Raw genomic sequence first — 19,738 nt, 5'->3', positions numbered from 1 at the left:
ACTGAAAGAAGGAAGTTCCTATGAATGAATATCGCATTAAAGGACTGTCCTGCGCCGGCTGCGCGCAAAGAATCGAAGATGAAATAAAGCAGCTCGATCACGGTGAAGAAGCGACTCTTAGCTATAACTCGGGGAAATTAAAGGTCAGTCAGGATATCTCCATGCCCGAAGTCAATCGCATCTTAAAGTCGGATGGGGCGTATATCTCCGAGCAGCTTAACAAGCTAGCGGAAAGTCACGATCACGTTAACGAAGATGACATACACAATGGTCATAGTCATGGCGAACATGATCATGCTCATGAGCATGGCAATGGAAACAAAATGTTAAAGCTCCTTATTGCCTCCGGTATCATTTATGTTGCGGCTATCTTTTTGGATGGCGTTCTGCCGAATTGGTTCGTTATTATCCTTTATTTAATAGCCGCCGTTATTAGCGGTTACACGACTTTTTTCCGCGGATTAAAAAACCTTGCCAAGCTCAAGTTTAATATCGATACGCTTATGACCATCGCATTAGTTGGCGCGGTTGCGATTGGCGAGTGGAAAGAAGCTACGTTAGTTGCGATCTTATTTGGCTTGAACGAACTTCTTGAAGGCTATGGCATGGAAAAGGCCCGCCGTTCGATGGAAACCTTGCTGCAAGTGGCCCCTAAGGAAGCCATAAGGCTGGAAAATGGCCAAGAAAGCATCGTCCCTATTTCCTCCCTGCAAGTTGGAGATCTCGTAAAAATCAAACCCGGCGAAAAAATCCCGTCTGACGGCGTTGTGTTAGAAGGGAAAAGCTCCGTTAACGAAGCGGCTATTACGGGCGAGTCTCTCCCGATTGAGAAGGAGACGGGTGAACCTGTTTTTGGAGGCAGTATCAACAACGAAGGCCTGCTTATTGTTAAGATCGAAAAGGCCTATAACGATTCTTCTTTGGCCAAGATCCTTCACCTCGTTCAAGAAGCTCAGGAGACGAAAACCCCTACGGAGTTGTTCATCAATAAATTTGCCAAATACTATACACCGCTTATTATGATTGCTGCGGCGCTGGTAACCGTGGTCCCTCCCCTTTTCTTTCAGGGCAGCTGGATCACATGGCTTTATCAGGGGCTGTCGGTTCTAATCGTTGGTTGTCCATGCGCCCTAATCCTATCCTCGCCGATTGCGATCGTGTCCGGCATTACTCGTAACGCGAGGAACGGTATTCTCGTTAAAGGCGGCGTTTTCCTCGAGCAGCTTGGAAAGATCGACACCCTTGCTTTTGACAAAACCGGTACGTTAACAAAAGGCGAGCCGCATGTCGCGCAATTAGAGATTTATGATGAAGAACGTTTCCTGGCAGTAGCCGGCGCCATCGAGAAATCCTCTTCTCACCCGTTGGCAAAAGCAATCATGAAGGAGCTGGCCGATAGAAACATTGCGGCGCCTGACCCGGATGAAATTGAAACCATCACAGGACGCGGGATAAAAGCAAAAGTAAATGGCCAGGCTTATTGGCTTGGAAATGAAAAAAGCATTGGGCATATTACGATTCCTGAACATGTTCAAAAGCAAATCAATCTCTTTAAAGAAGATGGTCTAACGCTTGTTTTGGTAGCTGACGAGCTCCAAGTGCTTGGGATATTCGGAATTGCCGATGAGATCCGTCAAGAAAGCAAAACGGTCATTGCCTCCCTGCACAGATTAGGGATTAAAAATACCGTCATGCTTACCGGTGATCATCAGAAAACGGCAGAGAAGGTAGCTTCAGCGGTTGGCGTCACGAAGTTCCATGGAGGCTTGCTGCCGGAAGACAAAGTCAATCGCATCAAGGAGCTCTCTTCAAAGGGAATTGTGGCTATGATCGGGGATGGCATTAACGATGCTCCTGCTCTCGCTTCCGCACAGCTGGGTATTGCTATGGGGAAAGGCACGGACAGCGCAATCGAGACGGCCGACATTGTACTGATGCAGGATCACTTAGGCAAGCTGCCGGCTGCTGTTGCAGTCGCCAAGCGGGTTAATCGTATTATTCGTTTCAACATCGTCGTTGCCCTTGGGTTAAAAATCATTGCGTTATTGCTGACCATTCCGGGCTGGTTGACCTTATGGATCGCTATTCTCTCGGATATGGGCGCTACTATATTTGTTACGCTTGTAAGCTTGACCATCCTCATTGAAGGCAGGAAAGAAAAGATGTAGCATGGAGGCAGCCCTAATTGGATCAAAATTGGGGCTGCTTTTTTTGATGCAAACCTTAAGGATGTCTAGAAAATATAAAACCTATATAATGAGTAATGACAGCTTTGAAACTGCCGTTATATGGAATACGTACATGGAATACGGATCTACAAGGTATGAATCGTATTGATAAATGAAACCAATAAATCGCATGGAGGTGGATCTAATGGGACTTTTTGATTGGATTCGAGAAAGTATTACCGGTCAAAAAATTTGCCCTCCCGAACATCTGGAGAGCTATAAGCGCCTTGGAGAGCAGGTGTACGGCTTGCATGTTGAGCTCGTGAACAGCGAAATGCCAAGAGCTCTTGCGTTTCTGCAGGTTACGCGAAGCATGCAACTGATGGCAGATGCGCTATTGGGAGACGCACTCTTGAGCGAACCAAAATCCGTACCCGTCATTACCCACAACCAAGCCGATATCTGGTATGGCAAAATTCCCGACTTAATGGTAGCAACTAGGCAAGAAGCGGCATTCGCGAATGCCGCCTCCATCGCATTGCCGATCCAGCTCGGTCAACAGGAAGAAGGCCCTTCCCCTTGTCCCGTGGAGCATCTGGCAGGCTTAAGACGTTCGGCAGAAGCAATGGATGATATGACAGCGCAAGCAGTTGAATTAATACGGGATCAAGGTGAGAGGTTCAAGGAAGTTATTCTTTTGTACGAATCGGCTAAAACGAGGAAACAAGCAGGCGATGCGATCGTAGGAAACATCTCGAACGGACGCAAGGTATCGGCAGAAAGCCATGAAGATGCCGAGGAACAATATTGGATGGCGCTATCGGATTATTTGCTTGTCGCACAGGGATTAAAGGTCCCTGAGCTGGTTAAACGTTCCAATACAGGCTCCTCAGGTCATTTCTTCGTTAAATCTCGCTGCAAACTGGATTCTTCGGACATTTGGAAAGTAACTTCGTCGGAAGCAAGAAATGATATTATAGAAGCCGGCGAATGGGCACAAGCAGTTGAAGACTTGGAAGAACATTGGTCCGCTTGCGTAATAACTCCGCTCGAACGTGAGTATGAGACCACGGTTGAAGAGCTTATGAAACAAGGTCTTGTTAAAGAAGACGGCTACTGGTATTGCTGTCCGTTCCCTCCGGTCTACCGGGTAACAGGCGATTCGGTTCATGTGCTTGGAAGAGTGCTTCCTCGAGGCCATGTTTTTGTTTACGAATATGGGGATGATGGAGCTTCGGGAAACTTCATTACGGCAGCTTCTTTCCAATCCGGCGTAGATCGTAAATATTGCGAAGATTGATTACACTAGTTTGAGGAGGGTATTCGATGGGGATCTTTAGCCGCATGAAAGATCTATTCTTATCCAGGGTCAACAGCCCTCAAGATGAGCATCCCGTGCGAGTTCTGAACGCTTTTATCGAGTCCTACTCAGAAAAACTGCGAGAACTAACCGTTACCGTAAATAAATCGGAATCAGAATGGTTGCTTTTAAAAGGGAAATTGAAAACATACCGGGTCAGCTTGTCCATGCATCGGGACAAGGCCGAACTAGCAGCTAAAGAAGGCGATGCCGATATGGCCAGACACTGGCTCACGCTGGCACATTCGCAGGAAGCTTATTCCGAGAAGCTGGAGCCCGAGGTGGATAAATTAGAGCGGGCCACGGAACAATTAAAAGATACTTTAGCCCAACTTGAAAACAAACTTCAAACAGCCAAAGACATGCGTCAACAATTCATTCTTCGCACGGAAGCAGCCCATTCGCAATTGAAAATGAATACAGCATTAAATGAATCGTTCTCCGCTTCCGCAATGGAAAGATTAAAAGAGGAAACTTTTTTAGCCGAGGACTAGGGCCGAATTAATGAAATCACGTCCGGAATAATGCAAAGCCTCTAAGATATCATCATCTTAGAGGCTTTTTCTCCGCTAAATCCCACATATTCGGGGGTCCGAAGCATATGATTTGAGGTCCAGTCACGGAACCTTACGATGACTTTAAGTATAGGTTTTACATAGACAAAATGTTTGTCTTGTCCGGTAATAAGGGATTGAGCACAGTTGTAAAAAGCTTTCCTGTCCTCCGTCGGAATCGTCCATTCGATGCAGCCGACCGTTCTTCCCTCATGCTCGACAAGCCAACCGAATTCTCTGCGTCTGTAGGCGCAAATGGAAACCTCAAGGTAGTGATAATTGATGACCTTGAGCCAATTCTCGGATCTTTTGCTCATATACTTAGAGTTCTTTTTCTTTGCTACAATGCCTTCCAGGCCTTTATCTTCCATTACTTTAAACAAGGCTTTTCCCTCTTGCTCAATGGACATGGTTACATGATAGTATCCGCTTGGTTTAAGAATCTGGGCAAGAAGCTCTTTCCGTTTGACAAGAGGCAGATGCGCCAAGCTTTTTCCGTTCAGATACAAGATGTCGAAGACGTAATATTGCACGGGATGAGTTCTGGAGGCTTCTTTTATTTTTGTTGCTTTGCCCATTCGGTATCTTTGGATAAGTTCTTCGAAATCATTCGTTCCGTCGTCCCGCAATCTTACAACCTCTCCGTCGAAAACGACATCTATTCCGCTGTCAACGGGAACGTTAAACAGCTCGGGGTACTGTCTTGCAACTTCATTGTTGTTCCTGGTATACATATTCACTTGTCCGTTAATAAACGAAACGATTAGACGATGACCATTCAATTTGGGTTCGAATAAATACTCCTCTGAGTTGAAGGGTTCCTCAGCTTTCATAGGCTGCATAGGTGAGATAAACATAAACATTCCCCTCTCATCTCACCATTATAACATCGTCATGATCGCTAGCCGATGGTAAGTGATGTGCAAGATGGAGGGGAATGACTGTTTTGCTTGCTATCTTCTTGTATTGGAGAATTGTGCTCCGCTTAAAGACTGTTCTGCCATTTGAACAAGGCGTCTCGTAATGTTGCCGCCAATCGTGCCCGCTTCGCGAGTCATCAGATTGCCGTTGTAACCTTCGGAGAGCGGAATGCCATGCTCAGTAGCAATTTCGTATTTCATGCGGTTCAAAGCTTCTTTCGCTTGCGGTACAACTAAATTGTTGGATTGGTTAGCCATAATAGTCAACTCCTTCTTGGATGTGAGGTTATTTTGTGGAATGACTGGAAAATTATACGCCTGGAATAAAAAATATTTTTATAACTCAAACGCCATCAAATCACGGCCCATCGTAATTGTTCCTTGGTAGATCTGCCGCATTCCCTGCGTATATTCCGCTTCCGCTTCCTCCGTTGGGAAAGGCGCCGGGATATGATGCGTCAGCACAAGATGGGGCACGCCCGCCTGCCTCGCGAGCTCCGCCACCTCCAAGGTGGTGGAATGATACTTAGCCGGATTGCTTAAGGACTGTGCCTGTTCCGGGAATTCCGCAATCAGAGCGTCAAGCCAAGTTTTATTGTATGACTCGTGAATAAGCAGATCGGCTCCTTTGCTATACTTGATCATATTCGCTACCGGTATCGTATCGCCCGAGATAACCACCGCTTTGCCATTATACTCAACCTTGTATGCAATCGCGGGATAGACGGGCCTATGATCCACTTCAAATGCGGTAATCCGAATACCTTCCTTGTCGTAGACGACACCTTCATTGTTTTCAAAATATTCAATCCTGGAAGCGTCTTCCGCGGACAAGTTGTAGTGGATCCGCAGGTTTGCGTCGAAATCGAAGGATTCCCGCATCTTCCCGATAATCTCTCGCGTTGTTGTTGGTCCATACACGCTCATGGGCACCGACCTGCCTTCGAACACGCGTCCCGGCACAACATGCGTTCGCCAGCTGGAGATGAATAAGTCGAAGAAGCCCGAGTTATGATCGCTGTGATGATGAGTGAACAGCACATCCGATACGCGCTGCGGCATGATGCCGGCTCTGATCAGCTGGTCCACGACGGCCCCCCCGCAATCCACGACGAACACTTTGCTGCCTGCCAGAATCGCAACGGAGGATTTAGCCCGGTTTCCGAATGCGCGCGGCGTCCCCGTTCCGAGTAGTACGACCTTCATGCGCTCATGATAATCGGAAACGATATTGTCTTGCGTTTGAATCAACATACCGATACCTCCACTTATTTCGTTACTTCCCTTTCTTCCCTTCATCCAGCAGCGAAGGATCGTAGAATTGGGACAGATCCACCTGACTCTCGTCCTTTATGCCTTTCAAATAGCCCGCGTCAAACGAAACCTTGGCCATCGTCTTGATGACGTTCAGATCCACGTTCTCGGTCAAATGCAAATGGTCCAGCGCCGCCTTGATCAGCTTCGCATCCATGCCTTTACCGCTTAGCTCTTTCAGCTCGTCGCTAATAAGCGTATAGGCTTCGTCCGGGTGTTCGTTAATAAAGTCGATTCCCTGCTTATTGGCCTTAATGGCGCCCTTGGCCAAATCCCGATGTTCCTTCAGAAATTTATCGCTGGCCATCAAGATGGTGAGCGGATAATCGCCGTCGTTTGGAGGGATTTTATCCCAATCCACCAGCACCACGCCGGTTCCCTCTTCGACCATCTGCGTACCCCATGGCTCCGGAATAAGAGTCGCGTCAACCTCCTTTTGCCGCATAGCGACAAGCGTATCGGCTGGAGCGCGCGTGATGATCTGAACGCCTGATTTGTCCGTCGCAACCTTGAGCCCTTCCTGCTGCAGCAGAAGGCGCAGGGAAATTTCGTTCGTGCTGCCTTTGGTCGGAATCGACACCGTCTTGCCGGTAAGATCCTTAACGGATTTGATGCCGGCGTCCTTGCCCGCGATCAATACCGCACCGCCATTGTTAGAGCCCGAGATGATTCGGAAGTTTTTGCTTTTCAAATATTGATTGATAGCCGGGCCAGGCCCAACGTAGCCTAGATCGATCTGATTCGTAGCGATAGCCGTGGAGAAGTCGGAGCCATTGTCAAAGGCCGTAACTTCAATCTTCGCATTTTTGCCGAATTGCTCCTGGAAGTATCCGTTCTTAAGGGCCACAAAGCCAGGAGCGTGCGTTACGTTTTTCAAAAGGCCGATTTTTACGGTAACTTGTCCCTCCGAAGAAGCAGCCTGGCCGCCGTTCGAGCCGCAGGCAGCCAGCATGCTCGTCAGCAGGAGCACGGCTCCCAGCAGAATGCTTTTTGTACCTGGTTTCAAACCAATTCTAATCTTCATCGTTCTCCCCCGTATTCATAAAAATCATGTTTTAATTTTTGGCCGCGTGCAGACCAAAGCGCACCATAATGCCATCCTCCAGCCGCTTAAAACAAAAATGGTCGGAGATCGTTCCAATAAGCGCTATGATAATGACGACGCATAGAAGGGTTGCCGTATCCCCGATGTCCCGGCTGTCTTGAAGGGTCTGGCCGAGACCTAGTCCGCGTCCAATCAGCTCCCCAGCCGTCAGGGCGCGCCAGGCGAATGCCCATGCCACGCGAACACCCGTAATTAAATGGGGAAAAGCGGCCGGCAGCATTACTTGATAGAACAGCTTCAGCCCATTGCCTGTGCCCATCATCCGGGCGGCCCGCAAATGAATTTTCGAAATTTGAGCAATGCCGGTTCGGCTCGCCATCGACATCGTCCAGGTTGCGCCAATGGCCGTAATGAAAATGACCGAGGTGTCGTTTAGTCCAAACCAAATGATGGCGAAGGGCAGCCAGGCAATGCTTGGCACGGTCTGCAGGGCGACTACAAGGAAGCCGAAGGTTTCGTCCAGGAACCGAAAGCGAGCGAACAAGAAACCAAGCCCGGTGCCGAGGAGAATGGAGATGACGAAGGAGATAAGCAGTCTTCGCATACTGGCTAGAATCGAGCCGAATAGATGGCCGTTCGCAAACCCGTCAACAAAGGCTTCCGCCGTCTGGAGCGGAGAAGGAAATTTCCAGCCCCAATCGAAAACCCTATATCCCAATTCCCAAATCGCGATCAGGAAGACTAGGAATAGCGTTCTTCTCCAAGCGATAGTCATGGCCCATCTCCTCTCTTACAACCTTCTCCAGCTCCTCGGTGAGCGTCTCCATGATTTTGTTCTCGTAATGATGAATCAACGGATCGCCCGCCTGATGCGGCCGTGCCGCCTGAATAACAAATTCCTTCTTGATCCGGCCGGGCTGCGTCGCCATAACGAGAACGCGGTCGGACAAGAGTACGGCTTCCCTGATGTTATGCGTGATGAACAGCACGGTTTTGCGCGTTTTCAGCCAGATGTCCTCCAGATCCTTTTGCAGAATATACCTTGTTTGTTCGTCAAGCGCCGCAAACGGCTCATCCATCAGCAAGATGTCCGGCTCCATAACGAGCGCTCTCGCAATGGCAACTCGCTGCTTCATGCCCCCTGACAATTCATGCGGGTAGCGGTCTATGAATTTGCTGAGATGCACCGATTTGATGCCCTCCAAAGCCCGCTCGTATCTTTTTTTCTTGGGTATGCCTTGCTGCTTCAAGCCAAACGCCACGTTGTCCAGAACGTTCATCCACGGGAATAGGCCGTGCTCCTGAAACACGACGACCTTGCCGGCACCCGGTCCCTTGACAGGCTCTCCGTTGACTCGAATCATGCCGGAGTAGCTCCTCTCGAAGCCGGCAATCAAATTTAGAAGCGTCGATTTCCCGCAGCCAGAAGGACCAAGCAGGGAGACGAATTCCCCCTGTTTAATCGTGAACGATACGTCATCGAGAACCTGGTAGGATTTTTTTTGCTTCTGTTCGAATGCTTTACTGACCTTCTCAATTTCAATCATGCCGGTCCCTTCCTTCCAAGCCGTTTAAGATCAAATAACCGAGAAGAATCGGCTTGGATGATGAATAATAATGTTCTTTTTGCTGTAAGTAATGAGCTGTCTGTCCCGCCATTTGTTCAAAATCTCGGTTACCGTCTGCCTGCTGCAGCCGATCACATAGGAAATTTCCTCGTGGCTCAATTGAAGCTGCACCTCAATCCGATCCTCGCGCTCCCTGCCCATCTGCATCAGGAACCAAGCTAACCGCCAAGCGACCGGACGACTGATCAGCGTTTCCACCATATTTTGCGTCTGCAGCAGCCTCCGCGCGGTAATCACGGCCAGCGCATAAGCGAACGAAGCATTGGATCGAGCCAGCTCCTGATACAGCTGCGATTCCAGCGTCATGATTTGACTTTCCGCCAAGCACTGGGCGTAACGCCTGCGGTCAAGCTGGGTAAGCAGCTCCGCGTTGCCGAACATCTCGCCGGGGTAACGAAGGAATAAGGTAATGCCTTGCCCCTCCTGTGAGGTTTGCGAGATTTTGACAAGGCCCGATGCCACGTAATGAGCAGCCGAAGGCGGATCGTGCTCCTGAAATATAAATTCTTGCTTGCTGTAGGTCCGCTCCGTGCCGTATTCGCGGAACACGCTCAGGATTGTTTGCTTGACGTCGTCCTTCTCCTGATAATCCTTGCCAGCGACGATTTCATCCATATTCGTATTCACCTCGAATTCGGTTAGCTTTTAGAATCAGGCATGAGAATTAATCCGACTTTTCGCATGTGATATACGGATAATAACATATTTCACTGCTATAAAAATGTCGGGTATCCGACAAAACGAACAAAATTTTAGAAAACCATCGGGAGTAAAAGGCCCCGGAAAAAGTCTGAACTAAGTTTGGCAGATCAAGATGTTCGCTTGCTTTCTACGATCCGCCATGCCATCATCAAAGAAAAGAAGTATTGCAAGCGCAAGGGGGAAGGGCAGGGAGTTTCGCATGTTTCATTTCAATCCGGATACTTATCAAGTCGCGTACGCGGGCGAGCGCGTAAGTTTCTTGCCGAAGGAGTTTGCGCTCTTTCGCTTTCTTTACGAGCATGCCGGACGCTCGTTTACTCGCGAGGCCTTGCTTGATGCCGTTTGGCCGATGGAAGCCCCAACCGACCGGACCGTAGACGACCATATCTACCGCGTCCGAAGAAAATTAGCCGGCTGGAGCCATCTGGTGCGCGTGGAAACCGTCCGGGGCCAGGGCTACAAGCTCGTGCGCCGCGCTCCGGAGCCGAACGTTAACCCGCTAAGCTTTGACGAACAGTTCGCGGTGGACGTGAAGCGATTATTCTCCAGATATCACAGCCTTGGCATGGGAGCGGCCATGCAGCTGCTATCGGAGAACCGTGAAGTATTAAGCCTGCCAGGCGACCCTTATAATGACGCCTATCTGCGTTTTATTCGCGGCGATTTCGAATGGCTCCTGACAGCGGACGGGGTTTCCCTCTGGCAGAAGCTGACGTATGCCGTGTATATCCACTCCATCATTCAACCGGAGCCTGCAGCTACGCTCCCTTATATCGAAAAGCTTCTTGCCCAAGACAACGCCAATGCACTGGCATGGCGGTATGACTTGCAGCTCAGCCTCGTTCTCCTCTATACGGAAGTCGGAAAGCCGGATCTTGCCCGGGAGGGTCTTGAAACAATCAGGCAGGAGATTGAAGGGCTCGACTCCCCTAGCTTCACGGCACTCTTTCTGCTGAAGGAGACGTATCTGGCGATATGGACGGGGAAGCTCGAGGCTGCGGATGCCAAGCTGCGCGAATGCGACGAGCTGCTGCTGCGCCATCCGATCAAGCGCGAGCGGGGAGCTTATCTCGTGGCCATGGCAATGCTCCTATACCGGCGAAGCAGCATTCCGGCCGCGAGACTTGCGCTGGATGAAGGGCTTCAGACACTCCGCCATACGGAGTTCCTTCCCCATCTTCTCTTTAGCTTAAGTACATTGCTGCGATTTCTCGCGATCCACCAATGCGATGAAACGTATCGGCTAGCCTACCAACGGCAATGGGACCAGCTTGCTGTCCGTTACCGCTTTGAAGAGCTGCTGCCTCAAACGGAGCAGTTGCTTAAAAAGCATCTCTGATCATTCTCTGACATTCCCCTGATACCATTGGAATCATTACGATTCCATTCACGGGGGATAGCCTACTAATGTTAAGAAAAAACCGCTCGTTTGCGAAAATGTTCGCCGCCTACGGCCTTTCGGCTTTTGGCGATTATTTCGACTTTATGGCTGTCATGATTCTTCTCGGATTCATTTGGAAGGCGGACGCGATGACGATCGCGCTGCTGCCTCTATGTTTTGCCGTGCCAGGCATTGCGTTCAGCCAACTGGCAGGAATTTGGGCGGACCGCTGGAACAAACGCAACCTGATGATCGCCACAGATCTTCTGCGCTCGGGATTAACCGTCCTGCTTATCTTCGCCCCTAACGCGGGAGTTCTTCTCGGATTGATCGCAATCCGCTCGACCGCCCGCGTCTTCCACTTTCCCGCACAACAGTCGATGACTCGGGCCGTTGTTGCGCCGGATCAGCTCTTGCAGGCTACCTCTCTTAACGGAGCGGTCTTCCAGCTGTCCAAAATACTAGGGCCTCTGCTTGGCGCCTCCGCGGCGTCCGCATTTTCCCCTTCCGTCAGCATGGCGGTGAACGCGGTCTGCTACGTCGTGTCCGCCTTCTTGCTCCTTCTTGTCCCCGCCGTCGATGGGCGGATGCCGGCTGCCGCCTCCGCAACCGGGAAGAAAGGGAGCCTGCGGGGCGAATGGCGCGATGGTTGGCGCCTTCTATGGCACAGCCGCATCTTGCGCATCAGTCTTCTCTTCAGCTTAATCGGGCTGGCCGGCATCCAAATGATCGATGCCCAATTCGCCGTCCTCTTCCGCGAGATTGCCCCGGAACAGCCCGATTTGATGGGCTGGCTCGTAACGGCAATCGGCGCCGGCGGACTTGCGAGTGTGACGTGGCTTCGCCGATACCAGGAGCTTACGGCGTATGGCAGGTTGCTTGGTGGAGGCGTGGCGCTGATCGGCCTGATGTTCGCGGCAGCCGGCGCTTTCCGTCAAGACAGTCCGCTGTGGCTTATGCTGCTCGTATTTTTTATCGGAGGGATCGGTACCGGCTTCACCTCCTCGGGAATGAACTACATTCTGCAGAAGGAAACGCCGCCCGAAGCCGTTGGCCGTGTCAGCGGCATATTTGACTCCTTGAGCAGCGTCATCTTCGTCATTGCTCCGCTCAGCGGCGGCGCGCTGATCGGTCTAATGGGAGCAAGCCGCACGTTCTTGCTTGTCGGGCTGGCGGTGGGGATAATCGGTATCGCCGGGATTATGCTGCGTCGGCAGATATGGGGAAAGTCGAACAAAGATACGATGAAGCCTGAGATTTCAAGCAACGCTTAACAAAAAAACGAGCAAGGAGGAGCCTTCCCCGGCTTATAGGGGCAAAGCTCCTCCTTGCTCGTTATCGAATTCGAATGTTCATAACCTATTTATATTTCCGCTGTCTCAAAGCCTCGTACAACAGCACGGTCGCAGCCATCGCGACGTTGAGCGATTCCGCTTCGCCTTGCATCGGAATAATAACCGATTCGTCAACCGTCTGCCGTACCGCATCGGACAGTCCTTCCGATTCATTGCCCATCAGAAGCCAGGTGCCGGACGTCCAGTCGTATGTATAGCAAGTGTGAGCCGCCTGCAGGCTTGTCCCGACAAGCTTGATTCCTTTGCTTTGCGCCTCGGGCAGCAGCTCCGCGAGATCCGCCTCAATAATCGGCAGATGGAATAGCGAGCCCATCGTGGAACGCACCGTCTTCGGATTATACAGATCTACGCTGCCTTTGCCCAGCACAACCGCATCCGCTCCAACCGCATCCGCGCTGCGGATAATCGTGCCAACGTTACCCGGATCGCGTACCCCATCTAGGACAACAACAAGGCTGTTGTTCCGGAACAAGGCGGTATCGTCCCGCTTCAGCTTCTCCAGTACGGCGAACACCGGCGGCGGCGTATCGGTTCCCGTGCATTTCGCCATGACTTGCGGCGTTGCCTGCACCCATTCCGTTCCGCCCTCCCGGGCAAGCTGCTCCAGCTCATGCGGAATGCCGCGCTCCGTATTATACACGACGCATTGCACGGCAGCGGAGGATTTGAAGGCTTCCAGCACCAGATGAACGCCTTCAATAATGAAGAGGCTTGTCCGGTCCCGGTACTTTTTATCCAGCAAGGAAGCCCACTGCTTCACCCGTTCATTTTGAATAGAGGTTAATAATAAATGACTCATAATTCCGATCAGCCTTCCGAATAAGCTATTTCCAAATTGGATAAATCAGCGTTTCTTCCAACGATAACAAGGACATCCTCCGGACGGATTAGATCATCCGGATAAGGAGCGATGTTCATTTGTCCATTCGTCTTGATCGCCATTACGTTGCATTTGAATTTCGCCCGGATGTCCAGCTGCTTGAGGCTCTTCCCGATCATCGCTTCCGGCGCTTTCAGATCGATAATGCTGTGATCCTCCGAGATCTCGATATACTCCAGGATATTAGGGGAAATCAAATGATGGGCGACGCGCATGCCCATATCCCGCTCCGGATAAACCACTTTATCCGCACCGATCTTGGTTAATACTTTGCCATGCAATTCGTTTTGCGCTTTGACGACAATCATTTTGACGCCGAGATCCTTCAGAATCAGCGTAGTGAGAATGCTTGCCTGAATATCTTCCCCGATGGCCACCACGACAACATCGAAGTTGCGGATGCCAAGCGAGCGAAGCGCCTCTTCATCCGTTGAATCCGCGGATACGGCATGGGTAACTTTATTAATGGCGTCCTGGATTTTGTCTTCGCTCGAATCGATAGCCAGCACCTCAAAGCCCATTTCCGTTAGCGAATTGGCGATACTGGAGCCGAATCGCCCCATCCCGATAACTGCAAATTGTTTCTTGGCCATTTCGTTTCATCCTACTCCCTTCAAAGCCTGCAAGATGCGTTTACGACATTGCCTAATCCTGATTATTATAGCATATCCACCGCGCCCGGATGAAAATCGCCCGATTCGGAAACAGTAATGAAGCACGATTTCATGAAGACTTGGAGGGAATCCGATTGATTAATCTGGATTTGCGTCAAGCCATTATCAACAACGTCAGAAATAACACAAAAGAACAAATGAAAGACGTTATCGAGGACTCCGTCGGCAATGAGGAAAAAACGCTCCCCGGACTTGGCGTATTATTCGAGCTGATCTGGAAAGAAATATCCGCCGAGGAGCAGTCAAAGCTTGTTGATGCCCTGCATGCGAAGCTTCAGAAATTGAAGCCTGCTGCTACCTAACGCGCATCCGCTGTATAGACGGTTTTACCGCCGACAATGGTATGCGTAACCCAAGGATGGCCTTGGTATTGATCAACAAGAATTAAATCTGCGGCTTTACCCGGCGCAATCGCGCCGTATTGATCGGCAATGCCAAGCGCCTGCGCCGGGTAAAGAGTCCCCAAACGAACAGCCGCCGGCAAATCCAGCACTTCCTGCTCTGCAAGCATAAAGATAGCCTTTAATAATGAAGACGGATGATAATCGGAGCAAATAATAGTGGCTTCGCCTTCCTTGATAACATCCAATGCGCGCAGGTTATGATCATGGGATCCTCCTCTAACGAGATTCGGCGCGCCGACGCATACGAAAAGACCCGATCTTGCGGCATATTGGGCGGTTTCCATGTTAATGGGGAATTCCGTTACCGAAACGCCAAATCCTCTTGAACGCTCCACCTGTTCAACCGAATCATCGTCATGGGAAGCAAGCCGAATACCCTGCTGTCCAGCCAAACGGCTGAGCTCGCGGAGATTCTCCCAATCGATCTGGTTTCTGCACAAAAGCAGCTCTTCGACGATAACCTGTACTTCCTCGATGCCAACCCCTTGATTTTTCATGACATATCGTTCAAAAGATCCCGGCGCCCTGTATTGTCCCTGGCCCGGGGAATGATCCATAAAGGACAAATAGTCAATCTTCCGGTCTTTGATATACTGCTCAACGATTGGATACCCCGCCAAGTAAGAGACTTCGTAACGCAAATGGATTCGGTTCCGGATAACCGAGCGCTCTCTCCTGTACTGGTCAATACACTCAACCATCCCGGTCAACAGATGATCCCCCCGCAAGCTTAAGCCAACGCCAAGCGACAAAGAATGGTACATCGTTGTAATGCCGTGAAGCGGCATTTTGCGTTCGAATTCCAGGAACGACATCTCGAGCGGAAATAAAGTATTGGGCCGTGGCTGCACTTCTTTCTCTATCGCGTCGTTATGAATATCAATTAATCCGGGGAGAATATATCGCCCTGCTGCATCAATCCGATTCGCCTCATCTCCGCAGCTATGCTCATACTGCCGAATAGCCTCTTCATCAGTCAGAAGCGCGTCAATGATACCGTCCTTGACGACGATAGTTGAAGCGACAAGCTGGTCCTCAAGCACAACAATCCCATTACGGATGAGCACGCAATTCTGCGTTTGAGCAGTCATCAGGCATAACCCCTTTCAGGCTTCTACTCAAAAGATACCATAATTTAACTCCAGCCATAAGAGGGTTTAATCGAAAAAAAGCCGGCGGGATACCCGCCGACCTAGAATGGCTTATATTTGACAAATTAGTCCAAGCTGTTCGGTTGAAGACCAAGCGTAAACGGCGCCGGCTTCTCGCAGCTGCTCTTCATGATATAATGCGCGCCTTGCTCGGCCGCATCGAAGAAGCCATGCATCGCTTCCAGCACGTGATAAGCAAGCTCGCCGCTTGGACGCGCCTTGCGTCCGGTAAGCGCCGCTTTCGCAAGATCGGCAGCGCCTAGGCCTCGTACGTTATCCGTGTTCGGATACACGAGCGGAATCTCCGACCACTCGTGCGAACCCGCGCGTTTGAATTGGATAGGACCGCCAAACGTATTCGGATCCGGAACAAGCAGCGTTCCCGCAGATCCGTATACCTCGATTCGAGGCAAAGTGGATCCGCCTCTCACGTCAAAGGTTTGCAGAATCGTTCCAATCGGACCGGATGCAAACTCGATAATGCCGGCGACATGCGTCGGAACCTCAACCTGAATTTTTTGACCGAACTTCGGCTGGCTTGTAATCGTCCGTTCCGGGAACGAAGCGCGGGCCATGCCGGTTACGCGGCTGATAGGTCCAAGCATGGCTACCATAGCCGTCAGATAGTACGGACCCATATCGAACATCGGGCCGCCGCCTTTCTGATAATAAAACTCCGGTGCCGGATGCCAAGTCTCATGACCGCCCGACATCATAAAGGCCGTTGCGCCGATTGGCGTACCGATCCAGCCGTCTTCGATCAGCTTGATGCTCGTTTGAATACCGCCGCCAAGGAACGTATCCGGCGCGCTGCCCACAAGCAGCCCTTTGCGTGCCGCAAGCTCAAGCACGGCCTGCGCTTCTTCGCGGGTAACCGCAAATGGCTTCTCTACGTATACATGCTTGCCGGCTTCAAGCGCCTGCAGGCATACCGCCGCATGCGCCTGCGGAATCGTCAGGTTGATGACCATACCGATTTCCGGATCGGCGAGCAGCGCTTCCACCGAGCAGCCCCGGATGCCGAATTCCTCGGCTTTCGCCTTCGCCCGGTCTACGTCCAAATCCGCGCAAGCGACAATTTCCATCGAATCGAATTTCTTGCCGTTGTTCAAATACGCGCTGCTGATATTGCCTGTTCCGATAACGCCGACCTTAAGCTTGTGCATGAGCGTGAGTCCCTCCGTTTACCGCTGCCGTTTTGCCTTCCGCGCACCAGTTGAAGCCCCGGCGCATCATTTCTTTGACCACGGGAATATCGATAATGTTGGCTTGATGGCCAAGCGAGTTATAATAGACGCGTCCAACGCCCCAGCGCTTCGTCCAGGCTACCGGCATATCAACTGCCTTGTTCAGGGAGTGAGGCCCTTCGGTCACCGGGAACCGGGTTGTTGCGAGTACTTCAACGGCCGGATCGACATGCAGGTAATACTGCTCCGAGCTGACTTCAAAGTCCTCGATGCCTTCCGTCAGCGGGCTGGAGCTATGCTTGATGTTCACGACGTAATCCGTGCCGTCATTGCCCGGATGCGCTACCCATTGGCCGCCGGTCATGAACTGCCAGTCTACGTTTTCCCGGAAAGCGTCGCACATGCCGCCATGACAGCCGGCAAGGCCAACGCCGCTTTGAACGGCTTCCGATACGTTTTGCACATACTCCGGCTTAATCTTATCCATCGTCCAGATCGGTACGATCAGATCGAGGCCCTTCAGTTTTTCCACGTCCGCAAACGCGTCCAGCGTATCCGATACTTCAACCTCGAAGCCTTCCTTCACCAGCACGTCTTCAAAAATACCCGCAACTTCCTTCGGCTGATGACCGTCCCAGCCGCCCCATACGATCAGTGCTTTTCTCATCGTCTTCGTTAGTCTCCTCTGCCCGCAGAATTATTGGAACTCTTTCAAAGCAACCCAGCGACGTTCCGCAATCGAGCGTTCCACCGCAACAAGCACCTCTTGGCATCTCACGCCGTCATGGAAGTTCGGCACCGGCTGGCGGTCTTCCGCGATTGCCGTCATCAGCTCATGCACTTCATGAGTGAACGTATGCTCGTATCCGATGGTATGACCGGCTGGCCACCAGGCATCCATGTAAGCATGGGAAGCATCGGTTGCGAGTACGCGGCGGAAGCCTTGCACATCGTCGGCATCCTCCGTGAAGTAAACCTCAAGCTCGTTCATCCGTTCGAAGTCGAATTTGATGCTGCCTTTGCTGCCGTTAATCTCGAACGCATTCGTGCAACGGTGTCCTGCCGCAAAGCGGGTAGCTTCAAAGCTGCCCAGCGCGCCATTCTCGAACCTTGTCAGGAACAGCGTTGCATCGTCAACCGTTACTTCCCCGCGCGGCGCGTCCGCGCCGCTTTTTGTTGCGCTAAGGCCCGTCATCGATTCGGAAACCGGACGTTCCTTGACGAAGGTCTCTTCCATCCCGATAACTTCCTGGAACTCGCCAACGAGGAAACGGGCCATATCGATCAAGTGCGCGCCAAGGTCGCCATGCGAGCCGGAACCGGCGATTTCCTTCTTCAGGCGCCATACCAGCGGGAACTCCGGATCAAGAATCCAGTCCTGGAGGAAGACGGCGCGGAAATGATGGATTTTACCGATACGTCCTTCCGAGATCAGCTTTTTCGCCAACTGGACAGCCGGAGCAAAGCGGTAGTTAAAGCCAACCATATGCTTCACGCCTGCTTTCTCGGCAGCAGCCAGCATTTCGTTCGCATCTTCCAGCGTCAGCGCGAGCGGTTTCTCGCAGAACAGATGCTTGCCCGCTTCGGCAGCCGCAATCGTAATCTCCTTATGAGCGTCGCTTGGCGCATTAATGTCGATCAGATCAATATCCTCGCGCGCGACCAGCTTGCGCCAATCCGTCTCGCCGCTCTGCCAGCCGAATTGCGTCCGCGCCTTCTCGAGACCTACCGGATCACGGCCGCAAATCGCGGTCATTTCCGGCAGTACAGCGGTTTCCGGGAAAAACATCGGCAGCGCGCGGTACGCGTTGCTGTGTGCCTTACCCATAAATTTATAACCAACCATTCCGACACGAAGTTTGCTCATTCTTAAACTACCGCCTCTCGATAACGTATTTTAGGTTGTTTCTCGCTTAATGAGTTGAACGGGAAGAATCGTATTCCCCGGCTCTTCGGTTTCCGCTGCCAGCAGCTTCATGGCGGCTCGTCGTCCCATCTCGTAAAAAGGAACCGATACCGTCGACAGCTTCGGCGTTACGATTCTGGAGCTGTCCGAATCATCGTAACCGATCAGGCCGATATCCTTGCCCGCTTCAATGCCGTACTCCCGAAGACCGTCCATCAAGCCAATCGCCATCCGGTCATTAGCCGCGAAAACAGCGTCAATCCGCTTGCTCCTGATTCCCTCGGATAGCCGTGAGGCCGCTTCATACCCGCTCTTCCTGCTGTAATTACCGGTGAATATCCGCTCATCCTCGTGCCGGATCCCCGATTCCTCCAGCGCACGCTTATAGCCGGCAAGCCTGTCCCCGCTGCTCGAGAAAGCATCCGGCCCGTTCAGGAAGGCAATCTGCTTGAAGCCGTTTGCAATCAGATGCTGAACCGCTTCGTAGCTTCCCGACTCATGGTCCGCATCGACGGTCAGGTATCCTTTCTCGTCAAACCGCTGGTTCACGAGGCAGAATGGATAACCTTCCTCCTGAAGCTCGGCTAGCGCGGCTCGTTCCTCGGCAACATTTTGAGCGCCCAGCACGATACAGGCATCCACCTTCTGCGTCCGGAACAGCTTTGCGTAATCACGCGGACTGTCCGGCTCCCGGAAGATTAGCAGCAGATCATAGTTGCAGGCCTTCGCCGCCTCGCCGATCCCGCTTAATATTTCCGCAAAGTAATAAGTCGAGAACAAATGAACCTTCGGCACAAACGGCAGAATGACGCCAACGTTCCCGCTTTTCCTCCTGGCAAAGCGCTGAGCAAGCGCATTAGGCACATACCCCAGCTCTTTGGCCGCCTCCAGCACGCGAATTCGTGTCTCTTCCTTAATAGGCCCTACATTGTTAAGTACCCGGGATACCGTTGCTTCCGATACACCGGCCAGCTTCGCTACTTCTTTCCTGCTGATAGTCGGCGCCTCCCGTTATTGCATGTATTACTTAAGTCTTTTGCTGCTGTTTAGCTGTAATGTACACGCGTACATTATGTCATGAAAGCGCTATTCCGTCAACCGGATAAGCC

The 19,738-nt window shown here is 51.5% G+C and carries 20 protein-coding genes; 6 read left to right on the top strand and 14 right to left on the bottom strand.

Annotated features, from left to right (window positions below; genetic code table 11):
• Positions 1-20: 20 nt before the first annotated feature.
• The 3 genes from CFI03_RS16915 (at position 21) to CFI03_RS16905 (ending at position 4,022) form a co-directional block, all read left to right on the top strand.
• Complete coding sequence (locus CFI03_RS16915) at positions 21-2,168, top strand: heavy metal translocating P-type ATPase (RefSeq protein ID WP_248758121.1); 2,148 nt, start codon at positions 21-23, stop codon at positions 2,166-2,168.
• A gap of 205 nt (positions 2,169-2,373) precedes the next feature.
• The gene (locus CFI03_RS16910; RefSeq protein WP_248758120.1) at positions 2,374-3,468 is read left to right on the top strand and encodes a hypothetical protein; all 1,095 of its coding nucleotides are present in this window, start codon (positions 2,374-2,376) and stop codon (positions 3,466-3,468) included.
• A 26-nt stretch (positions 3,469-3,494) separates the two neighbouring features.
• Positions 3,495-4,022, top strand: coding sequence for a PspA/IM30 family protein (locus CFI03_RS16905; protein WP_248758119.1), 528 nt, complete (start codon positions 3,495-3,497; stop codon positions 4,020-4,022).
• A 41-nt stretch (positions 4,023-4,063) separates the two neighbouring features.
• On the opposite strand, the gene CFI03_RS16900 is transcribed toward CFI03_RS16905, so the two are convergent.
• The 7 genes from CFI03_RS16900 to CFI03_RS16870 all read right to left on the bottom strand — a co-directional run bounded on the left by CFI03_RS16900 (position 4,064) and on the right by CFI03_RS16870 (position 9,604).
• Positions 4,064-4,939 (bottom strand): ATP-dependent DNA ligase, encoded by an 876-nt coding sequence (locus tag CFI03_RS16900; protein ID WP_248758118.1) that lies wholly within the window; start codon positions 4,937-4,939, stop codon positions 4,064-4,066.
• A 96-nt stretch (positions 4,940-5,035) separates the two neighbouring features.
• Complete coding sequence (locus CFI03_RS16895; protein ID WP_015842751.1) at positions 5,036-5,260, bottom strand: alpha/beta-type small acid-soluble spore protein; 225 nt, start codon at positions 5,258-5,260, stop codon at positions 5,036-5,038.
• 78 nt (positions 5,261-5,338) lie between these two features.
• A complete protein-coding gene (locus CFI03_RS16890; protein WP_248758117.1) occupies positions 5,339-6,256 on the bottom strand; it encodes an MBL fold metallo-hydrolase in 918 nt (305 codons plus the stop codon).
• Positions 6,257-6,278: 22 nt separating this feature from the next.
• Positions 6,279-7,340, bottom strand: a complete 1,062-nt coding sequence (locus CFI03_RS16885; protein WP_248758116.1) for an ABC transporter substrate-binding protein — start codon at positions 7,338-7,340, stop codon at positions 6,279-6,281.
• Between the two features lie 31 nt (positions 7,341-7,371).
• Positions 7,372-8,136 carry an ABC transporter permease gene (locus CFI03_RS16880; RefSeq protein WP_201006031.1) on the bottom strand — a complete coding sequence of 255 codons (765 nt, stop codon included), beginning with the start codon at positions 8,134-8,136 and terminating at the stop codon, positions 7,372-7,374.
• Positions 8,069-8,908 carry an ABC transporter ATP-binding protein gene (locus CFI03_RS16875; RefSeq protein WP_248758115.1) on the bottom strand — a complete coding sequence of 280 codons (840 nt, stop codon included), beginning with the start codon at positions 8,906-8,908 and terminating at the stop codon, positions 8,069-8,071. Before CFI03_RS16875 ends, CFI03_RS16880 begins: the two co-directional genes overlap by 68 nt.
• A gap of 30 nt (positions 8,909-8,938) precedes the next feature.
• Positions 8,939-9,604 carry a Crp/Fnr family transcriptional regulator gene (locus tag CFI03_RS16870; protein WP_248758114.1) on the bottom strand — a complete coding sequence of 222 codons (666 nt, stop codon included), beginning with the start codon at positions 9,602-9,604 and terminating at the stop codon, positions 8,939-8,941.
• Between the two features lie 286 nt (positions 9,605-9,890).
• Between CFI03_RS16870 and CFI03_RS16865 the strand changes: the two genes are divergently transcribed.
• Entirely contained in the window at positions 9,891-11,030 is a 1,140-nt protein-coding gene (locus CFI03_RS16865; RefSeq protein ID WP_248758113.1) for a winged helix-turn-helix domain-containing protein, read from the top strand.
• A gap of 68 nt (positions 11,031-11,098) precedes the next feature.
• Entirely contained in the window at positions 11,099-12,346 is a 1,248-nt protein-coding gene (locus CFI03_RS16860) for an MFS transporter (RefSeq protein WP_248758112.1), read from the top strand.
• 85 nt (positions 12,347-12,431) lie between these two features.
• Here the strand turns inward: CFI03_RS16860 and CFI03_RS16855 are convergent, their stop codons facing one another.
• Together CFI03_RS16855 and CFI03_RS16850 are read right to left on the bottom strand one after the other, a co-directional pair.
• On the bottom strand, positions 12,432-13,226 hold the full coding sequence (locus CFI03_RS16855) for a TrmH family RNA methyltransferase (RefSeq protein ID WP_248758111.1): 795 nt from the start codon (positions 13,224-13,226) through the stop codon (positions 12,432-12,434).
• Between the two features lie 8 nt (positions 13,227-13,234).
• A complete protein-coding gene (locus CFI03_RS16850) occupies positions 13,235-13,900 on the bottom strand; it encodes a potassium channel family protein (protein WP_248758110.1) in 666 nt (221 codons plus the stop codon).
• A 155-nt stretch (positions 13,901-14,055) separates the two neighbouring features.
• On the opposite strand from CFI03_RS16850, the gene sspI reads away from it, so the two are divergent.
• Positions 14,056-14,283, top strand: coding sequence for a small acid-soluble spore protein SspI (gene sspI, locus CFI03_RS16845; RefSeq protein WP_248758109.1), 228 nt, complete (start codon positions 14,056-14,058; stop codon positions 14,281-14,283).
• Here the strand turns inward: sspI and CFI03_RS16840 are convergent.
• The 5 genes from CFI03_RS16840 to CFI03_RS16820 all read right to left on the bottom strand — a co-directional run bounded on the left by CFI03_RS16840 (position 14,280) and on the right by CFI03_RS16820 (position 19,625).
• Positions 14,280-15,476: an alpha-D-ribose 1-methylphosphonate 5-triphosphate diphosphatase gene (locus tag CFI03_RS16840; RefSeq protein ID WP_248758108.1), complete on the bottom strand. Its 1,197-nt coding sequence runs from the start codon at positions 15,474-15,476 to the stop codon at positions 14,280-14,282. The two genes, sspI and CFI03_RS16840, sit on opposite strands and share 4 nt — an antisense overlap.
• A 125-nt stretch (positions 15,477-15,601) precedes the next feature.
• Positions 15,602-16,702, bottom strand: a complete 1,101-nt coding sequence (locus tag CFI03_RS16835; RefSeq protein WP_248758107.1) for a Gfo/Idh/MocA family protein — start codon at positions 16,700-16,702, stop codon at positions 15,602-15,604.
• Entirely contained in the window at positions 16,689-17,390 is a 702-nt protein-coding gene (locus tag CFI03_RS16830) for a ThuA domain-containing protein (protein WP_248758106.1), read from the bottom strand. The genes CFI03_RS16835 and CFI03_RS16830 overlap by 14 nt, the downstream gene beginning before the upstream one ends.
• A 30-nt stretch (positions 17,391-17,420) precedes the next feature.
• Positions 17,421-18,590, bottom strand: a complete 1,170-nt coding sequence (locus tag CFI03_RS16825; RefSeq protein ID WP_127491037.1) for a Gfo/Idh/MocA family protein — start codon at positions 18,588-18,590, stop codon at positions 17,421-17,423.
• A gap of 30 nt (positions 18,591-18,620) precedes the next feature.
• Complete coding sequence (locus tag CFI03_RS16820) at positions 18,621-19,625, bottom strand: LacI family DNA-binding transcriptional regulator (protein ID WP_248758248.1); 1,005 nt, start codon at positions 19,623-19,625, stop codon at positions 18,621-18,623.
• Between the last annotated feature and the right edge of the window lie 113 nt (positions 19,626-19,738).

This window comes from Paenibacillus sp. ATY16 (genome assembly GCF_003399985.2).
In the GTDB taxonomy this organism is placed as follows: Bacteria; Bacillota; Bacilli; order Paenibacillales; family Paenibacillaceae; genus Pristimantibacillus; species Pristimantibacillus glycanilyticus.
Note: the sequence above shows the minus strand (reverse complement) of the source record. Positions and strands in the feature narration are given on the sequence as shown.